Below are 17,888 nucleotides of genomic sequence, written 5' to 3'. Positions count from 1 at the left end.
CCTCCTTCGCTAGGGTCGGAGAGAGGGCCGACGCTGCTCCTCGGTCGAGCACGGAAGGGTCCGACGGTGTCCGTTCGTTCGCGAGTGCCCGTGGCGGTGGGCATCGACGTGGGCAGCACCAACACCAAGGTCGTCGCCCTCGCCGGGGAGGGCGCGGTCGTCGCCCGGGCCAGTCGCCCGACCCGGCGCGCCGGGGGAGACCTCGCGATCGACGCCGTCGATCTGGTCGCCGCGATCGAGGACATGGTCGTCGAGGTGTGCGCGGGCGGGCGCGAGCTGCACGCGTTGTGCGTGGCGGGCATCGGCGAGGACGGCGTGCTCGTCGATGCGGAGCTCACGCCCGTCACCCCCGCACTGCCGTGGTTCGACCCGCGCCGCCAGGACGAGTTCCGACGGATCCGTCCCGATCTGCACGGCGACGACACCTTCGACGTCGACACCGACCCGGTGAGGTCGCTGGTCGGCTGGCGGTGGGCGCGCGCGCAGCCGGGCGCGGATCGTGCGGCGGCCTGGATCGCGCTCACCGACCTCCCGTCGGTGCTGTGGACGGGCCGTCCCTTCCTCAGCGACACCCTCGCCCCGCGGACCGCGGCATGGCGCAGCCGCGACCGCGCCTGGGACACGGATCGCGTGGACCTGGCCCTCGGCGATGCGGCGCTGCTGCCGCCGGTGGTGCCCACGGGCGGGATCGTCGGCGAGGTCTCGTCCCCGTCGCTGCGCGCGGCGGGGATCGTCGCTCCGGATGCCGTGGCCGTCGCCGGCGGTCACGATCACCCGATCGGCGGCTGGGGGGTCGACCTCATGGTCCCCGGGGCGATCCTGGACTCGATGGGGACCGCCGAGGTGGTCGTGGCGCAGTCGCCCACCGAGCGCCGGCGCGGGACCGACCACGTCGACGTCGCCCCCGGCATCCGCTCCTCGGGCAGCACCCTGCTGCGCGTGGAGGAACTCGCGCGCAACGTCCAGTGGGCTTCGCGCGACCCCGACGTCGCGCGCGGCATCCGGCATCTGCTCATCGGGCGCGTGGCGCCGTCGCCGCTGTGGGACTCGGGATGGTTCCTCCCGGGAGAGCGCGGCGGAGGCGCGCCCGCCTATGCGCCCGATGCGCCGAGCGACCCGCGTGCGCGCGCGTCCGCGGTCCTGGGTGCGCTCGCGGTCGCGGGGCGCGAGGCGATCGACGCCGTCGCGCGCGACCTGGGCGGGCGGCGCGAGGTGCGCGTCGCGGGCGGATGGGTGCGCTCGCCGGGGTGGATCGCGATCAAGTCGGCCGTGAACGGCGCTCCCGCGGTGCCGGTGCTCGAGCCCGAGGTCACGGCCGTCGGCGCGGCCCTGCTCGCCGCGACGGCGCGCGGGTGGCATCCGGATCCGATCGACGCCCTCGGCGGGTTCGCGACCGGGATGCTGGGCTGACCCCGGTCAGCTGGCGGCGACGCTCACCTCGAGCGGGATGACGTCGGTGAGCACCCAGGTCTCGTAATAGTCGAAGCGCGTGCCGTCCGCGGCCCACGACAGGGACCGGACGCGCAGCACGGGGTGGTCGGCGCCGACGCGCAGGTGCTCCGCCACCTCGGGCGGGGCGGGCAGGGCGTGGATCACGCGCTGCGCGCCGCTGGTGATGAAGCCGGCCGATCGCAGGTGGCCGTTCAGCGAGGCCGAGCCGTCGAGGACCCCCGGGTCGGATTCGATGGAGCGGCCGACCTCTCGCGGGAACCAGTTCGTGCTGAACATCGCCACGGTGCCGTCGAGCGACCTGACCCGGTCGAGCGCGAACACCTGCTCGCCCGCGCCGGTGCGCAACGCCTCGGCGACGTGGGGCTCGGGGGCGACATAGCCGGTGCCGACCACGGCCGTCGAGATGCCGGTGCGCCCGTGCCGGAGCTGCGACTCCAGGAAGCCTTCCTGGACGGTCCACCCCGCGGTCTGGCCCGGCACGCTCGCGAAGACGCCGCGCCGCGGGATGCGGTGCGCGTAGCCCTCGTTCTCGAGCTTCGTGAGGGTCTGTCGGACGGTGGCCCGCGACAGTCCGAATTCGCGGCACAGCTCGAGTTCGCTGGGAAGGCGTTCCTCCTCGGCGATGTCGCCCTGGGAGATGCGCTCTCGCAGGATCTCGAAGAGCTGCTCGTAGTACGGCACGGGGGAGACCCGTTCGATCGTGTGCGCCACGTGATTCTCCTCGTCGTCGTGCGCATCGTCGCGCGTTCCGTCGTACGTTTGGTTCCGACTGTACAGACGGTGCGGATACCCGAACCGTATCGTCACGTTTCGGGTCGCCGCGGCAGAGTTTTCGATTCGCGCTGTACATTCTGTACGTACAACACGTACGATACGTGCAGGGCTTCGGTCCTGCATCCCGAAACGCCACCGGCCCCAGAGGCTTCTGCACTTCAGAGAGGAAGTACGCATGCGAACTTCACCCATCACCGGACTCGCGCTCCTCGGCGCGGGCGCCCTGCTCCTCGCCGGCTGCTCCGGCGCGGCCTCGACCGACTCCGGCGCCGGCGGCGGCGACCTGAGCCCGGCCGACACTCCGCTGAGCTACTCGCAGCCGCACACCGACCCCTTCCAGAACGCCGAGAACGTCGGCTCGATGGAGCGCTTCGCCGAGCTCGGCTACGCCACGATCCCGGCCACCAACGCCGACCGTGACGCCGCACAGCAGATCACCGACATCCAGACGCTGATCAACAAGGGCGCCAAGGGCCTGGTCATCTCCGTCGGCGACGCCGACGCCATCGTCCCGGCCATCGAGTACGCCAACGACTCCAGCGTCCCGATCGTCGCCATCGACGAGGCGCCCGCCTCGGGCAAGATCGCCATGATCGTCCGCGCCGACAACGTCCAGATGGGCGAGCTCGCGTGCGAGGAGATGGGCAAGCGCGTCGCCGCCGACGCCGTCGTCGTCACCCTCGACGGCGACCCGGTCACCTCCAACGGCCGCGACCGCACGAACGGCTTCAACGACTGCATGAAGGCCAAGTACCCCGGCGTCAAGCTCGTCAACGTCGCCACCGAGTGGGACCCCGCCAAGGCGGCATCCGGGATCGAGACCGCGCTGAACCAGTACGGCAACGTCGCGGGCATCTACAACCAGAGCGACGCGACCTTCTTCCCGACGATCCTCGACACGCTGAAGTCGGCCGGCAAGCTCGTCGCCGCCGGACAGCCCGGCCACATCGTGCAGGTCTCCGTCGACGCCAGCCCCATGGCGATGACCGCGATCCGGGACGGATGGCTGGATGCCGCCGTCGCACAGCCGATGACCGACTACATCGACTACGGCGTCCACTACCTCACCCGGGCGATCAAGGGCGAGACGTTCAAGGCCGGCCCCACCGACCACGGCAGCACCATCGAGGAGCGCAACGGCAACCTCGTCGACCTGCTGCCCACGCCCGTCGTGACCAAGGACAACGTGGAAGACCCGAACCTGTGGGGCAACAAGCAGTTCGCCCTCGACGCGTTCGGCGCGACCAAGTAATCCGGCCACACCACGACACCCCTCGAGACGGAGACGTCATGACCACACCTACGACCACCGTGCCCGCCATCCAGATCGACGGCGTCAGCAAGACCTACGGTGCGACGAAGGCCCTGCAGGACGTCTCCGTCTCGATCCTCCCCGGACAGGTGCACGGACTGATCGGCCGCAACGGCGCCGGCAAGTCCACGCTCCTGCGCATGATCACGGGACTCGAGACCCCGGACACCGGCACGGTGAGCTTCTTCGGCGAAGCCGCGCCCCCGGCATCCGACCCCAAGGCCTGGCAGCAGCGCGTCGCCTGCGTGTACCAGCGGCCCTCGGTGTTCGCGAACCTCACCATCGCCGAGAACCTCTTCGCAGGCCGGCTGCCCACCACCGCGGCGCGCGTGTCGTGGAAGCGGATGCAGTCCGAGGCCGAGCGGATCCTCGACGAGTGGAACATCCGCCTCGACCCGAAGATGCTGCTCTCGGACGCTCCCATCGAGGAGCGGCAGATGCTCACCATCGCCAAGGCGCTGGAGGCCGGGACGCGCATCGTGCTCCTCGACGAGCCGACCGTCCAGCTCGAGGGCGCCGCCATCCGGCGGCTGTTCGACAAGGTGCAGGACCTGCAGCAGCAGGGCGTGACGTTCGTGTTCGTGTCGCACTTCCTCCGCGAGGTCACGGCCATCTGCGACTCTGCGACGGTGCTGCGCGACGGCAAGCTGCTGTGGTCGCGGACCGGCGACGACATCCGCTCCGACGACCTCGTCGAGGCCCTGCTCGCGGGACAGGAGCAGCGCCGGCACCGCGCCGAGAGCATCGCGGCGGCCACGGATGCCGCACCCGCGGTGCAGCTGCGGTCGGCGAGCGAGAAGGAGGGGGCGTTCACCGACATCACCCTCTCGGTCGCCCCGGGCGAGCTCGTCGCCATCGGTGGTGTCGGCGGTTCGGGGAAGTACTCGGTCGGCGAGGCGATCGCGGGGCTCCGCGGACTCGCGTCGGGCGAGGTCGTCGTCGCGGGGTCTCCGATCCGCACCGCCGACGTCAAGGCCAGCCAGCGCGCCGGCATCGGGTTCGTCCCCGCCGACCGTCACCGCGACGGCTACGTGCCCCAGCTCAGCGTCGCCGAGAACATGACCATGGGCATCATGGACCAGCTCGCCCCGGCGGGCGTGTTCTCGCCGCGGAAGCAGACCGCCCTGTCGCGCGAGCTCATCTCCGACGTCGCCCTGGTGCCGCCGGATCCCTCCCTCGCGGTGTCCGGGCTCAGCGGCGGCAACCAGCAGAAGGTCGTGCTCGCCCGCGCCCTCGCCCGCAAGCCCCGAGTGCTGGTGCTCATCTCGCCCACGGCGGGAGTCGACATCGCCGCCAAGGACGCGATCTACGGCCTCATGCTGCGCGCCCTCGCCGACGGAGTGGCCGTCATCCTCATCTCCGACGACGTCGAGGAGCTGCTGGTCAGCTCCCGCGTCCTCATCATGCGCGAGGGCCGGATCTCGGCCGAGCTCGCCGACCCCACCGAAGAAGACATCGTTCGAGCCATCGAAGGCCTGGAGTGAACACCGTGCGAACCACCGTCGTCCGAACCCCCGCCCCCGCGACCAACCCCGTGATGCGCACGGTCGTGAAGAACGTCCGCGAGCTGAGCGTCCTGCCGGGCCTCATCATCGTCGCCATCGTCGGTGCGGTCGTCAGCCCCGCGTTCCTGTCGGCGGCCAACCTCACCCTGATCCTTCGGCAGTCGGCCGAGCTCGGCATCGTCGTGATCGGTCTGACCTTCATCCTCATCACCGGCAAGCTCGACATCTCGCTCGAATCCACCGTGGGCCTGGCCCCGATGGTCGCCGCGTGGCTCATGGTTCCGGCCGTGACGGGCGGGCTCGGATCGGAGATCGGCCCCGGCTTCGCGATCCTCGTGACCCTCGCGATCGGCGTGGTCATCGGGTTGATCAACGGGTTCCTGGTGGTCAAGGTCAAACTCGATCCGTTCATCGTGACGCTCGCGATGCTGATCCTGTTGCGCGGCATCACGCTCGGCGTCAGCCAGGGCAAGACGCTCGCGGGTCTGCCCGAGGCGTTCCGCTACGTCGGCTCGGCCCGGTGGGCCGGCATCCCCGCCGCGATCTGGATCACCGGCATCCTGTTCCTCGTCGCCGCGCTCGTGCTGCGCTACACCGCCTGGGGCCGCGCGCTCTACGCCATCGGCGGCAACGCCGACGCGGCGCGGGCCGCCGGCATCCGGGTGGATGCCGTGCTCATCACCGCCTTCGTCGTCGCGAGCGCCCTCGCCGCCTTCGCCGGCATGATGCTCGCCGGGCGCCTCGCCTCGGTCACCAGCGGCATGGGCGACAACCTCATCTTCAGCGCCCTGGCCGCGGCCGTCATCGGCGGCGTGCAGCTCAACGGCGGACAGGGGCGCATCGTCGGAGCGCTCATGGGCGTGCTGCTGCTCGGTACCCTGACCAACGTGCTGACGCTCGCGGGCGTCCCCACCTTCTGGATCAACGCCGTGTACGGCGCGGTCATCCTCCTCGCGCTGCTGGTCGGCCGCTGGGGTGGCCGGACGAGCACGCGCTGACCCGGTAGACGAAAGAAAGGACCCGCTCATGTCGGAATTCCAGGAGATCAGCTCGACCGTCGTCGCGGAACTCGGGGAGGTGTTCCGCCGTGTCCCCGAGGAGAGCATCGAGGCCGCGCTCGACGCGCTCGAGAAGCACTCGCGCATCTTCGTGCTGGGCATCGGCCGCGAGGGCCTCGGGTCGAAGGCGTTCGCGATGCGGCTGACCCACTTCGGCAAGACCGTGCACTGGGGCTGGGACGACACCACGCCGGCGGTCACCGCGGACGACCTGTTCATCATGCCCTCGGGGCCGGCGAACATCCCGCACCTGCACTACATCGCCGAGCAGGTCAAGAAGACCGGCGCGACGCTGCTCGTGGCCACGGCCGTCCCCGACGGCCCGACCGCGCAGCTCGCCGACATCGTGCTGACCGTGCCCGCCCACACCTACGGTGCCGAAGACCCCAGCGGTCTGGTGCCCACCATCCAGGCGATGGGGAGCCTCTTCGAGCAGTCGCTCTGGATCTTCTGGGACGTGCTGTACCTCATGCTCGTCCGTCGCACCGGCGCGAAGTTCGAGGACCTCGTCGCCCGCCACCGCAACTTCGAGTAAGCCGCCGCGACGCCCCGGTTCCGCCCCCACGGAGCCGGGGCAGCCGGTCTTCTCGGAGCGCGGGTCCACCGGAAACGCCGAGACTGCATCCGCCTGACGAATCCCCCGCACGCTGCAGTGGAGATGTCGGTCGGATGCAGTCTCGGCGTTCTCGGCACGGGGGAACGGTGGATGCGACGGGCGGGAGCGGAGGAGCGGTCGCGCGCCGCTACTGTGAAGGACCATGAGCGACACGGGCGGGCCGAGGCGCGCGGGGGTGCGCGACGTCGCCGCCCGTGCGGGGGTGTCCGCGCAGACGGTGTCGCGCGTGCTCAACGACTTCCCCGGCATCCGGGACTCCACCCGCCAGCGCGTGCTCGACGCGGTCGCCGCCCTCGACTACCGGGTGAACAACGCCGCCCGCGCCCTCGGCACCAGTCGCACGCGGACGGTGGGCGTGGTCGCCTCGGACGCCTCGCTGCACGGACCCTCGGCGGGCATCGCCGCGCTCGAGCGCGCTGCCCGGGCGCGGGGTCGGTGGATCACGACCGCGTACACCGCGTCCGACGACCCCGCCGCCGTGCACGCGGCGGTGGAGCACCTGCTCGATCAGGGTGTCGACGGGATCGTGCTGGTCGCGGCCCACACCCAGACGCCCCTCACCGGCCACGACGTGCCCCTCGTGCCGCTGTACGGTGCGTCGGGCGAGCGGCAGCGGTCCGCGGCTGCGTTGATCGTGACGCATCTCGCCGACCTCGGGCATCGCCGCATCGTCGAGGTCGCCGGCCCCGTCGACTGGCGCGAGGCCCTGTCGCGCACCGCCGGCGTCGCCGATGTCGTGGATCGCCGGGGACTCGAGCGCGTCGGCCGCGTCGAGGGGGACTGGAGTGCCGCCTCGGGAGCGGCGGTCGCGGATCTCGTCGCCGCCTCGGTCCGCGCGGGAGCCACCGCCGTCGCCGTCGCCAACGACCAGATGGCGCTCGGCCTCGTGGCCGGACTCTCCGCACGCGGGCTCGCGGTCCCCGACGACGTCTCCGTCGGGGGCTTCGATGACAATCCGGATGCCGCCTTCTACACGCCCGCGCTCACCACGGTGCGCCTCGATGTCGAGGGCGAGGCCGCCGAAGCCGTCGCGACGGTGCTGGGCGAAGAGCCGACGCGTCCCGCGGAGCCGATCCTCGTCGTTCGGGAATCGACCGCCCCGCCGCGCTGACGCGGGGAGGGGCCTGTGCCCCGTGCGAAACTCCGGAGATTCGGCACCATCCGCCCGCGTGTCCTGCGGAAAACCGCGCATCGGCCTGCCCGCCCGCTCGAAATCTCCGGAGTCCGGCACGCGTGCGGCGGGGCAGTGGCATCCGGCTCTCGCCAACGCGCGATGTTACCGGTAACATGACGAACGAACCCGCCACCGACAGAGTCGAAGGAGACCCCGCGTGACCGATGCCGCCACGTTCGCGCCCGAGGTGCAGGAGGCCATCGACGCCGTCCGCGCCGACGTCGCGAAGCTGCACGCCGAGCTCGTGCGCTACAACCTCATCGTCTGGACCGGCGGCAACGTCTCCGGTCGCGTGCCCGGGGCCGACCTGTTCGTGATCAAGCCCTCGGGCGTCTCGTACGACGACCTGACGCCGGCGAACATGATCCTCTGCGACCTCGACGGCAACGCGATCCCGGGCGCTCCCGGCTCCGAGCGCAGCCCGTCGAGCGACACCGCCGCGCACGCGTACGTCTACCGCAACATGCCCGAGGTCGGCGGTGTCGTGCACACGCACTCCACCTACGGCGTCGCATGGGCGGCGCGCGGCGAGGAGATCCCCTGCGTCATCACGGCCATGGCCGACGAGTTCGGCGGCCCCATCCCGGTCGGTCCGTTCGCGATCATCGGCGACGACTCGATCGGCCGCGGCATCGTCGAGACCCTGCGCGGACACCGCTCGCGCGGCGTGATCATGCAGAACCACGGGCCGTTCACGATCGGCACGAACGCGAAGGATGCCGTCAAGGCCGCCGTCATGCTCGAGGACGTCGCCCGCACCGTGCACATCGCCCGCGAGGCCGGCCCCCTCATCCCGATCCCGCAGGACAAGATCGACGCCCTCTACAACCGCTACCAGAACGTCTACGGACAGAGCACGGACGACCGCCGATGAACGCCCACATCACCGAAGGCCGGGCCAGCCTCGGCATCGAACTCGGCTCCACCCGCATCAAGGCGTGCCTCATCGGCCCCGACGCCGAGGTGCTGGCGACCGGCTCCCACGAGTGGGAGAACGTCTACGCCGACAAGCTCTGGACCTACTCCCTGGATGCCGTGTGGTCGGGCCTGCGCGCCGCGTACGCCGACCTGGTCGCCGACGTGCAGCAGAAGCACGGCGTCACGCCCGCGCGGTACGCCGCGATCGGCGTGTCCGCGATGATGCACGGCTATCTCGCGTTCGACGAAGGCGGCGAGCTGCTCACCCCCTTCCGCACGTGGCGCAACACGAACACGGGTGTCGCCGCCGCGGAGCTGACCGAGCTGTTCGGCGTGAACATTCCGCTGCGCTGGTCGATCGCGCACCTGCACCAGGCGGTGGTGGATGCCGAGCCCCACGTGCCCGAGATCCGCTTCCTGACGACCCTCGCGGGGTACGTCCACCGTCAGCTGACCGGTGAGAAGGTGCTCGGCGTCGGTGACGCGTCGGGCGTGTTCCCCATCGATTCGGCGACGCGCGACTACGACGCCGCGTTGGTCGACCTGTACGACGGCCTCGCCGCCGGGCGCGTTCCCCCGCTCGCCGACCTGCTGCCGCGCGTCCTCGTCGCCGGGGACGACGCGGGGAGCCTCACCCCCGCGGGCGCGGCGCTGCTCGACCCGAGTGGAACGCTGCAGCCCGGCATCCCCTTCGCGCCGCCCGAGGGCGACGCCGGAACCGGCATGGTCGCCACGGGTGCGGTCGCGCCGCGAACGGGCAACGTCAGCGCCGGCACGAGCATCTTCGCGATGGTCGTGCTCGAGCGCCCCCTCGGCGAGGTGCACCACGAGATCGACCTCGTGACGACTCCCTCGGGCGACGCCGTGGCGATGGTCCACTGCAACAACGGCGCGAGCGAGCTGGCGGCGTGGGCGAACATGTTCACCGCGTTCTCCGCCGCGGCCGGCGTGACGCAGACTCCGGATGCCACCTACGCGGCGCTCTTCGCCGCGGCGCTGGAAGGAGAGGCCGACGCCGGCGGACTGCTCGCCTACAACCACCTCGCCGGCGAGCCGATCGCGGGACTCGACGAAGGGCGCCCGCTCGTCGTCCGCACGCCCGACAGCCGCCTGACGCTGCCGAACTTCATGCGCGCGCAGCTGTACGGCGTCTTCGGAACGCTCGCGCTCGGCATGGACGTCCTCCACCGTGAGGGCGTCGGCCTCGACAAGATGTACGCCCACGGCGGCATGTTCCGCACCGCGGGCGTCGCACAGCGCTTCCTCGCGGCGGCGCTCGACGCCCCGGTCGCCGTCGCCGAGACGGCGTCCGAGGGCGGCGCGTGGGGCATGGCGGTGCTCGCGGCCTACGTCGCCGAGGGCGCCGGCCGCGACCTCGACACCTACCTCGCCGAGGCCGTCTTCGCCGATGCGCCGATCACCACCGCCGACCCCGACTCCGCGGACGTCGCGGGATTCTCGGCCTACCTCGACCGTTACCGCGCAGGCCTCGCCGTCGAGGCCGCCGCCGTGGCATCCCTCTGATCACTCGAAAAGGAACAGTCATGACCCGCACGAAGCTCAAGAACGACCTCGACGGCTACGAGGTCTGGTTCGTCACCGGCAGCCAGAACCTCTACGGCGAGGAGACCCTGAAGCAGGTCGCCGAGCAGTCGCAGGCCGTCGTCGAGGGCCTCGCAGGGCTCCCGGTGAAGGTCGTCTGGAAGCCCGTGCTGAAGGACTCCGACAGCATCCGCCGCATGGCCCTCGAGGTCAACGGCCGCGACGACGTCATCGGCGTCATCGCGTGGATGCACACCTTCAGCCCCGCGAAGATGTGGATCTCGGGTCTCGACGCGCTGCAGAAGCCGCTCCTGCACCTGCACACGCAGGCGAACGTCGAGCTGCCGTGGAACGACATCGACTTCGACTTCATGAACCTCAACCAGGCCGCGCACGGCGACCGCGAGTTCGGGTACATCCAGACGCGTCTGGGCGTCGCGCGCAAGACGGTCGTCGGCCACGTGTCGAACCCGGCCGTGCGTCAGCAGATCGAGGACTGGGAGCGCGCCGCCGCCGGCTGGACCGCCGCCCGCACGCTCAAGCTCGCGCGCTTCGGCGACAACATGCGTTTCGTCGCGGTCACCGAGGGCGACAAGACCGAGGCCGAGCTGCGCTTCGGCGTGCAGGTCAACACGTGGGGTGTCAACGAGCTCGTCGAGGCCGTCGAGAAGGCCACGGATGCCGACATCGACGCGCTCGTGCAGGAGTACATCGACAGCTACGACGTCGTGGAGGAGCTGCTCCCCGGCGGCGCGCGCCACCAGTCGCTGCGCGACGGCGCCGCGATCGAGCTGGGCCTGCGCTCCTTCCTGGAGGAGGGCGGCTTCGGTGCCTTCACCACGTCGTTCGAAGACCTGGGCGCGCTGAAGCAGCTGCCGGGTCTCGCGGTCCAGCGCCTCATGGCCGAGGGCTACGGCTTCGGCGCCGAGGGCGACTGGAAGACCGCGATCCTCGTGCGGGTCGCGAACGTCATGGGCGCGGGCCTCCCCGGCGGCGCTTCGCTCATGGAGGACTATACCTACGACCTCGTGCCGGGCAACGAGCGCATCCTCGGAGCGCACATGCTCGAGGTCTCGCCGTCGCTCACGACCAAGAAGCCGCGCCTCGAGATCCACGAGCTGGGCATCGGCGGCAAGGACGACCCGGTGCGCCTGGTCTTCACCGCCGACGCGGGCCCCGCGCTCGTCGTCGCGATGAGCGACATGCGCGACCGCTTCCGCCTCGTCGCCAACGTCGTCGAGAACGTCGACGCCCCCGACCTGCCGAAGCTGCCCGTCGGCCGTGCCGTGTGGAAGCCGGCCCCGGACTTCGCGACCTCGGCCGGATGCTGGCTCGCCGCCGGCGCCGCCCACCACACCGTCATGACGACGGCCGTGGGCATCGAGGTGTTCCGCGACTTCGCCGAGATCGCCAAGACCGAGCTCGTCGTCATCAACGACGACACCACGGTCCGCGGTTTCCAGAGCGAGCTGCGCTGGAACCAGGCGTACTACCGCCTGGCCCAGGGCCTGTAAGACCCCGCTGCCCCGGGCGCCCCTCGCGGCCCCGGGGCGGTGCGGCACGTACGCGTCCCGTTCGGGGCGCGTCCAGTGCACCGGTTCTCCGGCGCACGAACCGTGCCCCGGATCCGCGTCGGTGGTGGGACGCCCGCGGATCCGGGGCATTCGTGCGTCCGGGGAGCCGGCGAGGCGCTACAGCCGCTGCCCGAGCGACCACAGGCGGTCGGCGCGGCCGGAGATCGCCTCCGACAGCGTGAACGCCTGGGCGTCGGTGAGGGATGCCACGTAGTCCACGATTCCGCGGGAGCGCGCGAGCGTCTCGGCCTCGGCATCCGTCGGTCGACGTTCGGCGGGAAGGGCCGCGTACTGCTCGCGGGCGAGGGCGATGAGTTCGCGCAGGCGGCGCGGGGTCCGCGCGCGGTCGAGGTCGTCGTCGAGCCACTCGCCGAGCGCCCGCACCGAGCGCGCGAGGATGCGACTCATCCCGCGCTGCTGGATCGCGAGGTCGGGACGGCTGAGGACGAACCGCTTGTGCACGAACTTCAGAACCTCGACGTGGTGCCACGCGGACGGCGACAGCGCGACCGGACCCGACCGCGGGGTGTCGAGGGGGCGCAGCCGCGCGGATTCCTGGAACCGGCGGATCCACCGGTCGGTGAAGGACGCCAGGCGCCGCTCGGCCGTCAGCGACCCGTCGAACGGGCGGGCGAGCAGCTCGGTGACCAGCTCGGCATCCACGTCGCTCACCGCGGCGAGGAACGCCTCGTCGTCGGCGACCCACGGGTCATCGCGACGCATCTTGCGGCGCAGGCGTTCCAGCGCGGCCCCGGGAACGAGCTCGGCGCGCACCTCCGCGTCGTCGCGCGAACGCCACTCGATCACGTCGTCGAGCCACCCGCGGAACTCCGCCGCGATCGGGGCGTGGTCCAGGATCCCGGCGCGGTAGAAGTCGTCGACGTCGTGCACCGAGTACGCGATGTCGTCGGCGAGGTCCATGACGGCGCCCTCGATCGTCTGCCGGAGGGGCTCGGCATCCACGCCCTGCCGTGCCTGGTCGAGGTCGTCCACGTCGATGTCGTACACCGAGTACTTGTGCACGCGGTACGCGCCGTCGGGGGCGCGACGGATGCCACGGGGCGGGCCGATCCGCTCGACCTCGGCCGCGGAGACCGACGGCGACCACGGGTACTTCGCCGACGCGGCACGCACCGCGGCGGTGAGGTTGAGCCCACGGGGAGCGTTCTCGACGACGTCGAGGGCGGTGAGGATGCGGTACGTCTGGGCGTTGCCCTCGAAGCCGTCGGGGAGACCCAGCTCGGTGCGGGCGAGGCGGTCCAGCGTCGTCTCACCCAGATGCCCGAACGGCGGGTGGCCCAGGTCGTGGGCGTACGCCGCGGCCTCGACGACCGTGGGGTTGCACACGTCGGTGCCGGCGCGGGTGTTCAGCTGCAACGCGACGACGCGCGCGATCGCGCTGACCTTGAGCGAATGCGTGAGCCGGTTGTGCACGGGCGCGCCCGAGATCGAGGGCGACACGACCTGCGTCACGGCCGACAGGCGCGAGAAGTACGGCGAGAACTGGATGCGCTCCAGGTCGATGGACCACGGGTCGCCGCCGGTGTCGTCGCGATCCGGGTACACGCGCGAGAAGGCCGTGGGGAGCGTCATCCGTCCACGGTATCCGGCGCGGGGCGGCGTTGGTGGCGGCCGCCGGTGCACGTTCCGGACCGCGAGACTGCATCCGCCCGACAAACCCACTGCAGCGTGCAGTGGAGATGTCGGGCGGATGCAGTCTCGCCGCGGCGCGAGCACCGGCCGACGCGCGGTCAGCCCCGGCGCACCTCCGCGGCGACCACCCGCGCATCGTCCGGACGCAGCTCGTACGTCGCACCGGTGAGCCGCACGGTCGCGGCCTCGTCCACCTCGGCGCACGTCGGGCCGACGCGCAGCTCCACCTCGCCGGGCTCCACGACGCGACGGAGCGTCCGGTCGCTGTACGCCAGGCGGGAGGCCGGCACCGTGAACCGCACCTCGGCGGTCTCGCCGGGCTCCAGCTCCACGCGGGCATAGGCCACGAGCTGCGCAACCGGGCGCGTGACGCTCGCGACCGCGCGGTGGGCGTAGAGCTGCACGACGTCCGCTCCCCGGACGGGTCCCGTGTTGGTGACGCGCACCGAAGCCGCGAAGGCATCGCCCGCGCGCACCTCGGCATCCACCGTCAGCCCCTCCCGCCGGAACGTCGTGTACGACAGGCCGAAGCCGAACGGGCGGACGGGCGTCGGGTCGGCGCTGGTGATGTCGGTGGCGCCGCCGAGGATCGGGTGCAGGTACGAGTACGGCTGAGCCCCGGCGGACCGGGGGAGCGAAACGGGCAGCCGCCCGGAGGGCGCGGCGTCCCCGGCCAGGAGCGCGGCGAGCGCGGGCCCGCCCTCTTCGCCGGGGAAGAACGCCTGCACGACGGCCGCCGGGCCGGAGGCCTCGTCCAACGCCCAGCCGATCGCGTAGGGGCGTCCGGTGAGCAGCACCATCACGACCGGCGTTCCGGTCGCGACGACCTCCTCGACGAGCCGGCGCTGCAGCCCGGGCAGCTCGAGGGAGTCCGCGTCATTGCCTTCGCCGACGGTGCCGCGGCCGAAGAGGCCCGCGCGGTCGCCGACGACCACGACGGCCACGTCCGCGGAACGCGCGAGTTCGACCGCGGCGGGGATGCCGGTGGCATCCGTGCCCTCGACCGTCACGCCGTCGGCGTGCACGACATCGCCGAACCGTGCCGCCAGCGACGCGCGGACCGTCGGGATGTCGAAGCCCATCGGGAACTCGGGGTGATGCGCGAGCACGTGGTTCGCGAACGAGTAGCAGCCCATGAGCGCCTCGGCGCTGTCGCCGTTCGGCCCGATGACCGCGATGCGTCCGGGGGCCGCGGGCAGCGGCAGCACGCCGTCGTTCCGCAGCAGCACGGCGCTCTCGAGCGCGAGCCGGTACGCCAGGGCGCGGTGCTCGGCGTCGTCGAGGTCGACACGGCGCGGAGGCGCGGAGAAGTCGGCGTCCAGGAGTCCCAGGTCCTCCTTCTCGGCCAGCACCCGGGCGACCGCCCGGTCGACGAGGGTCTCGGACAGATCGCCGGATGCCACCCGCGCGGCCAGGCGCGGGAAGGCGTCGGCGCCGGGGAGCTCCACGTCGATGCCGGCCTCGAGGGCGATCTGCGCGGCTTCGCCCGGCGAGCCCGCGATGCCGTGCATCGATCGGAGGAAGTCCACCGCGAAGTAGTCCGACACCACCGTGCCGTCGAAACCCCAGCGACGCCGCAGCAGGTCGGTGAGCAACTCGCCCGAGGCGGCCACGGGCACGCCGTCGATCTCGGTGTAGGAGTTCATGACGGAGCGCACCCCGCCATCGCGGACGGCCATCTCGAACGGGGGCAGGAAGACGTCCTGCAGCTCGCGCGGTCCCGCGTGGACGGGAGCGTGATTGCGCCCGGCCTGCGAACCCGAATACCCGACGAAGTGCTTGAGCGTCGCGTGGACTCCGGCGGACTGCAGGCCCCGGACGTACGCGGTGCCGATCGTGCCGACGACGTACGGGTCCTCGGCGATGCACTCGTCGACCCGCCCCCACCGCGGGTCGCGCACGACATCGAGCACGGGGGCGAGGCCCTGATGCACGCCGACCTCGCGCATCGAGCGTCCGATGGCGGATGCCACGAGTTCGACGGTCTCCGGATCGAAAGACGCGCCCCACGCGAGCGGGGTCGGGAAGGTCGCCGCCTTCCAGGCCGCGAAGCCGGTGAGGCACTCCTCGTGCACGAGGGCCGGGATGCCCAGACGCGTCTCCCTCTGCAGGCGCCGCTGCTCGCCCCACAGCCAGGCGGCGCGCTCGACCGGGTCGACCGGCCGGGTGCCGTAGACGCGCGTGAGGTGTCCGAGGCCGTGGACCGTGGCATCCGCGTATCCGGTCGAGGTGACCTTCTCGCCGGAGCGGGGCGCGACGACCTCGTCGCCCTGGTCGACCCAGTACCCGACGAGCTGCGCGAGTTTCTCGTCGAGGGTCATGTCGGCGACGAGCGCCTGCACGCGGGCCGAGACGCCGGGAGCAAGGGCAGCGCCGACGTCGGTTCTGTGGATGGTCATGCGGGTCAGCCCTTCACGGCGCCGGTGAGGCCGCCGACGATCCGTCGCTCGAACAGGCTGAAGAACACCAGAGCGGGGATCATCGACAGCGAGGTGAACGCGAGCACGCGCGCGGTGTCGACGGAGTACTGCGACGCGAACGCCTGCGTCCCGAGGGGCAGCGTGTAGGTCGCTTCGTTGTTGAGGATGAACAGCGGGAGCATGTACGAGTTCCAGCTGTTGACGAAGGCCAGGATGCCGACGGTCACGACCGCGGGGACGGCGAGCGGCAGCACCATGCGCCAGAAGAACCCGAGGCGTCCCAGCCCGTCGATCGACGCGGCCTCCTGCAGTTCGCGGGGGATCGCCGAGAGGAACGGCGACAGGATGATCACCGTGATCGGCAGCGCGAACGCGATCTGGGGGACGATGACGCCCGCGAGGGAGTTCATGAGCCCGAGGTTGCGCACGAGGATGTAGAGCGGCGTGATCGCGACGGTCATGGGGAACATCAGGCCCGCGGTGAACAGCGCGTAGACCGCGCCGCGTCCGCGGAAGCTGTAGCGCGAGAGCGCGTAGGCGGCCATGAGTCCGAGCGCCACGACGAACAGGGTGGTCGCGATCGCCGCGATCGTGGAGTTGGCGACCTGGCCCCAGAAGGTTCCGCTCCCGAGCACCTCCGTGTAGTTCTCCCAGTTCCACCGCGTGGGGAAGCCGGCCGGGTCGACGGTGATCTCGGAGTTCGAGCGGAAGCCGCCGAGGATGATGTAGATCACCGGTCCGAGCATGAGCGCGATCAGCACGAGGGCGACGAATCCGACCACGACGGACGAGAAGCGGCTGCTCCCGGCCGGTCGGCGCGGAGTCTTCGCCGCGCGGGGCGCGACGAGGGTGGCGGTGGCGGTCATTTGGTGCCTCCCGTGAGGGCGCCGGCGGTGTCGCGGCGGAGCACGAAGCGCTGGTACATCAGCGCGACGGCGAGCGAGATCAGGAACATCACCACGGCCACGGCGCTGCCGTAGCCGAAGCTGCCGGCGTTGCGGCCGTTGGCGACCATGTACGTGGCCATCGTCGAGGTGCCGGCGGTGGAGGCGACGTACTGGCCCCAGATGATCCACACGAGGTCGAACAGCTGGAGCGATCCGATGATCGACAGGAACGCCCAGATGCGGATCGTGGGCCCCATGAGCGGCAGCACGATGTGGCGCTGGATCTGCCAGTACGACGCGCCGTCGATGGCGGCCGCCTCGGACAGCTCCTCCGGGATGCCTTGGAGTCCGGCGAGGAAGAGGATCACGGCGAAGCCGATGTACTTCCACGTGATGATGATGAGCAGCGTCCAGATCGCCAGCGCCGGGTCGGAGATCCAGTCGGCGCGGAGGGCGCCGAGTCCGAGTTTCTCCAACGCCCCGTTGAGCGCGCCGCCGGACTGCAGCATGAGCCCCCAGCCGAGGCCGACGACGACCTCGGAGATGACGTAGGGCACGAAGATCAGGACGCGGATGAGCGACTGGAACCGCATCTTGCGGTTCAGCAGCAGCGCGAGGCCCAGGGCCAGCGGGCCCTGCAGGACGAGGGAGCCGACGACGATGAAGGCGTTGTGCCCGAGGGCCTCGTGGAAGGCCGGGTCGGTGAGGATCGTGACGTAGTTGCGGATGCCGACGAACTCCGTCGGAGTCCCGAACCCCGACCAGCTGTAGAAGCCGTAGAAGGCGGCCAGGGCCACCGGCAGGATGACGAACGAGACGAACACCACCAGCGCGGGGCCGAGCAGGATCGCGAGCTCGCCGCGGATCTTCCAGTTCTCGCGGCGTCGCCGCACGGGCGACCGCCCGGCCGAGGAGGAGCGGGGAGCTCCGTCCTCGACCGAGCGGTGACCGGCGGCGTCGGCCGACGCGGGGGCGACGGGGGGACGCACGGTGGTCATGTCGG

General features: G+C 71.4%; 14 protein-coding genes. 9 read left to right on the top strand and 5 right to left on the bottom strand.

The features are described 5' to 3' along the window. Nucleotides 1-66 precede the first annotated feature (66 nt). Entirely contained in the window at nucleotides 67-1,410 is a 1,344-nt protein-coding gene (locus BGO45_RS07340; RefSeq protein ID WP_292692230.1) for an FGGY family carbohydrate kinase, read from the top strand. A 6-nt stretch (nucleotides 1,411-1,416) separates the two neighbouring features. Here BGO45_RS07340 and BGO45_RS07335 read toward each other — a convergent pair whose 3' ends face one another. After that, complete coding sequence (locus BGO45_RS07335) at nucleotides 1,417-2,163, bottom strand: GntR family transcriptional regulator (protein ID WP_292692228.1); 747 nt, start codon at nucleotides 2,161-2,163, stop codon at nucleotides 1,417-1,419. A 238-nt stretch (nucleotides 2,164-2,401) separates the two neighbouring features. Here BGO45_RS07335 and BGO45_RS07330 point away from each other — a divergent pair, with 238 nt between their 5' ends. The 8 genes from BGO45_RS07330 to araA all read left to right on the top strand — a co-directional run bounded on the left by BGO45_RS07330 (nucleotide 2,402) and on the right by araA (nucleotide 11,865). Further along, nucleotides 2,402-3,478: a sugar ABC transporter substrate-binding protein gene (locus BGO45_RS07330; protein WP_292692226.1), complete on the top strand. Its 1,077-nt coding sequence runs from the start codon at nucleotides 2,402-2,404 to the stop codon at nucleotides 3,476-3,478. A 38-nt stretch (nucleotides 3,479-3,516) separates the two neighbouring features. Beyond that, complete coding sequence (locus BGO45_RS07325; RefSeq protein ID WP_292692225.1) at nucleotides 3,517-5,022, top strand: sugar ABC transporter ATP-binding protein; 1,506 nt, start codon at nucleotides 3,517-3,519, stop codon at nucleotides 5,020-5,022. Continuing rightward, nucleotides 5,019-6,041 (top strand): ABC transporter permease, encoded by a 1,023-nt coding sequence (locus BGO45_RS07320; protein ID WP_076494965.1) that lies wholly within the window; start codon nucleotides 5,019-5,021, stop codon nucleotides 6,039-6,041. Before BGO45_RS07325 ends, BGO45_RS07320 begins: the two co-directional genes overlap by 4 nt. A gap of 28 nt (nucleotides 6,042-6,069) precedes the next feature. Beyond that, nucleotides 6,070-6,636, top strand: a complete 567-nt coding sequence (locus BGO45_RS07315) for an SIS domain-containing protein (protein WP_292692224.1) — start codon at nucleotides 6,070-6,072, stop codon at nucleotides 6,634-6,636. Between the two features lie 223 nt (nucleotides 6,637-6,859). Beyond that, nucleotides 6,860-7,828 carry a LacI family DNA-binding transcriptional regulator gene (locus BGO45_RS07310; protein ID WP_292692222.1) on the top strand — a complete coding sequence of 323 codons (969 nt, stop codon included), beginning with the start codon at nucleotides 6,860-6,862 and terminating at the stop codon, nucleotides 7,826-7,828. Nucleotides 7,829-8,048: 220 nt separating this feature from the next. After that, nucleotides 8,049-8,765, top strand: a complete 717-nt coding sequence (locus BGO45_RS07305) for an L-ribulose-5-phosphate 4-epimerase (RefSeq protein ID WP_292692220.1) — start codon at nucleotides 8,049-8,051, stop codon at nucleotides 8,763-8,765. Beyond that, a complete protein-coding gene (locus BGO45_RS07300) occupies nucleotides 8,762-10,333 on the top strand; it encodes a xylulokinase (RefSeq protein ID WP_292692218.1) in 1,572 nt (523 codons plus the stop codon). Before BGO45_RS07305 ends, BGO45_RS07300 begins: the two co-directional genes overlap by 4 nt. A 20-nt stretch (nucleotides 10,334-10,353) precedes the next feature. After that, complete coding sequence (gene araA / locus BGO45_RS07295; RefSeq protein WP_292692216.1) at nucleotides 10,354-11,865, top strand: L-arabinose isomerase; 1,512 nt, start codon at nucleotides 10,354-10,356, stop codon at nucleotides 11,863-11,865. Nucleotides 11,866-12,042: 177 nt separating this feature from the next. Here the strand turns inward: araA and BGO45_RS07290 are convergent, their stop codons facing one another. The 4 genes from BGO45_RS07290 to BGO45_RS07275 form a co-directional block, all read right to left on the bottom strand. Further along, the gene (locus BGO45_RS07290) at nucleotides 12,043-13,518 is read right to left on the bottom strand and encodes a dGTP triphosphohydrolase (protein WP_292692214.1); all 1,476 of its coding nucleotides are present in this window, start codon (nucleotides 13,516-13,518) and stop codon (nucleotides 12,043-12,045) included. 158 nt (nucleotides 13,519-13,676) lie between these two features. Then, nucleotides 13,677-15,977: a glycoside hydrolase family 3 N-terminal domain-containing protein gene (locus tag BGO45_RS07285; protein ID WP_292692213.1), complete on the bottom strand. Its 2,301-nt coding sequence runs from the start codon at nucleotides 15,975-15,977 to the stop codon at nucleotides 13,677-13,679. Between the two features lie 5 nt (nucleotides 15,978-15,982). Continuing rightward, nucleotides 15,983-16,864 (bottom strand): carbohydrate ABC transporter permease, encoded by an 882-nt coding sequence (locus BGO45_RS07280; protein WP_292692211.1) that lies wholly within the window; start codon nucleotides 16,862-16,864, stop codon nucleotides 15,983-15,985. Further along, nucleotides 16,861-17,883 (bottom strand): carbohydrate ABC transporter permease, encoded by a 1,023-nt coding sequence (locus tag BGO45_RS07275; RefSeq protein WP_292692209.1) that lies wholly within the window; start codon nucleotides 17,881-17,883, stop codon nucleotides 16,861-16,863. Before BGO45_RS07275 ends, BGO45_RS07280 begins: the two co-directional genes overlap by 4 nt. Nucleotides 17,884-17,888 lie beyond the last annotated feature (5 nt).

Source organism: Microbacterium sp. 71-36 (assembly GCF_001898305.1).
In the GTDB taxonomy this organism is placed as follows: Bacteria; Actinomycetota; Actinomycetes; order Actinomycetales; family Microbacteriaceae; genus Microbacterium.
Note: the sequence above shows the minus strand (reverse complement) of the source record. Positions and strands in the feature narration are given on the sequence as shown.

Bases quoted from the DNA above. Each gene is read 5' to 3' on its own strand.
- BGO45_RS07330 (WP_292692226.1), top strand. From the start codon at position 2,402: ATGCGAACTTCACCCATCACCGGACTCGCGCTCCTCGGCGCGGGCGCC.
- BGO45_RS07325 (WP_292692225.1), top strand. From the start codon at position 3,517: ATGACCACACCTACGACCACCGTGCCCGCCATCCAGATCGACGGCGTC.
- BGO45_RS07315 (WP_292692224.1), top strand. From the start codon at position 6,070: ATGTCGGAATTCCAGGAGATCAGCTCGACCGTCGTCGCGGAACTCGGG.
- BGO45_RS07310 (WP_292692222.1), top strand. From the start codon at position 6,860: ATGAGCGACACGGGCGGGCCGAGGCGCGCGGGGGTGCGCGACGTCGCC.
- BGO45_RS07300 (WP_292692218.1), top strand. From the start codon at position 8,762: ATGAACGCCCACATCACCGAAGGCCGGGCCAGCCTCGGCATCGAACTC.
- araA (WP_292692216.1), top strand. From the start codon at position 10,354: ATGACCCGCACGAAGCTCAAGAACGACCTCGACGGCTACGAGGTCTGG.
- BGO45_RS07290 (WP_292692214.1), bottom strand. From the start codon at position 13,518: ATGACGCTCCCCACGGCCTTCTCGCGCGTGTACCCGGATCGCGACGAC.
- BGO45_RS07285 (WP_292692213.1), bottom strand. From the start codon at position 15,977: ATGACCATCCACAGAACCGACGTCGGCGCTGCCCTTGCTCCCGGCGTC.
- BGO45_RS07280 (WP_292692211.1), bottom strand. From the start codon at position 16,864: ATGACCGCCACCGCCACCCTCGTCGCGCCCCGCGCGGCGAAGACTCCG.
- BGO45_RS07275 (WP_292692209.1), bottom strand. From the start codon at position 17,883: ATGACCACCGTGCGTCCCCCCGTCGCCCCCGCGTCGGCCGACGCCGCC.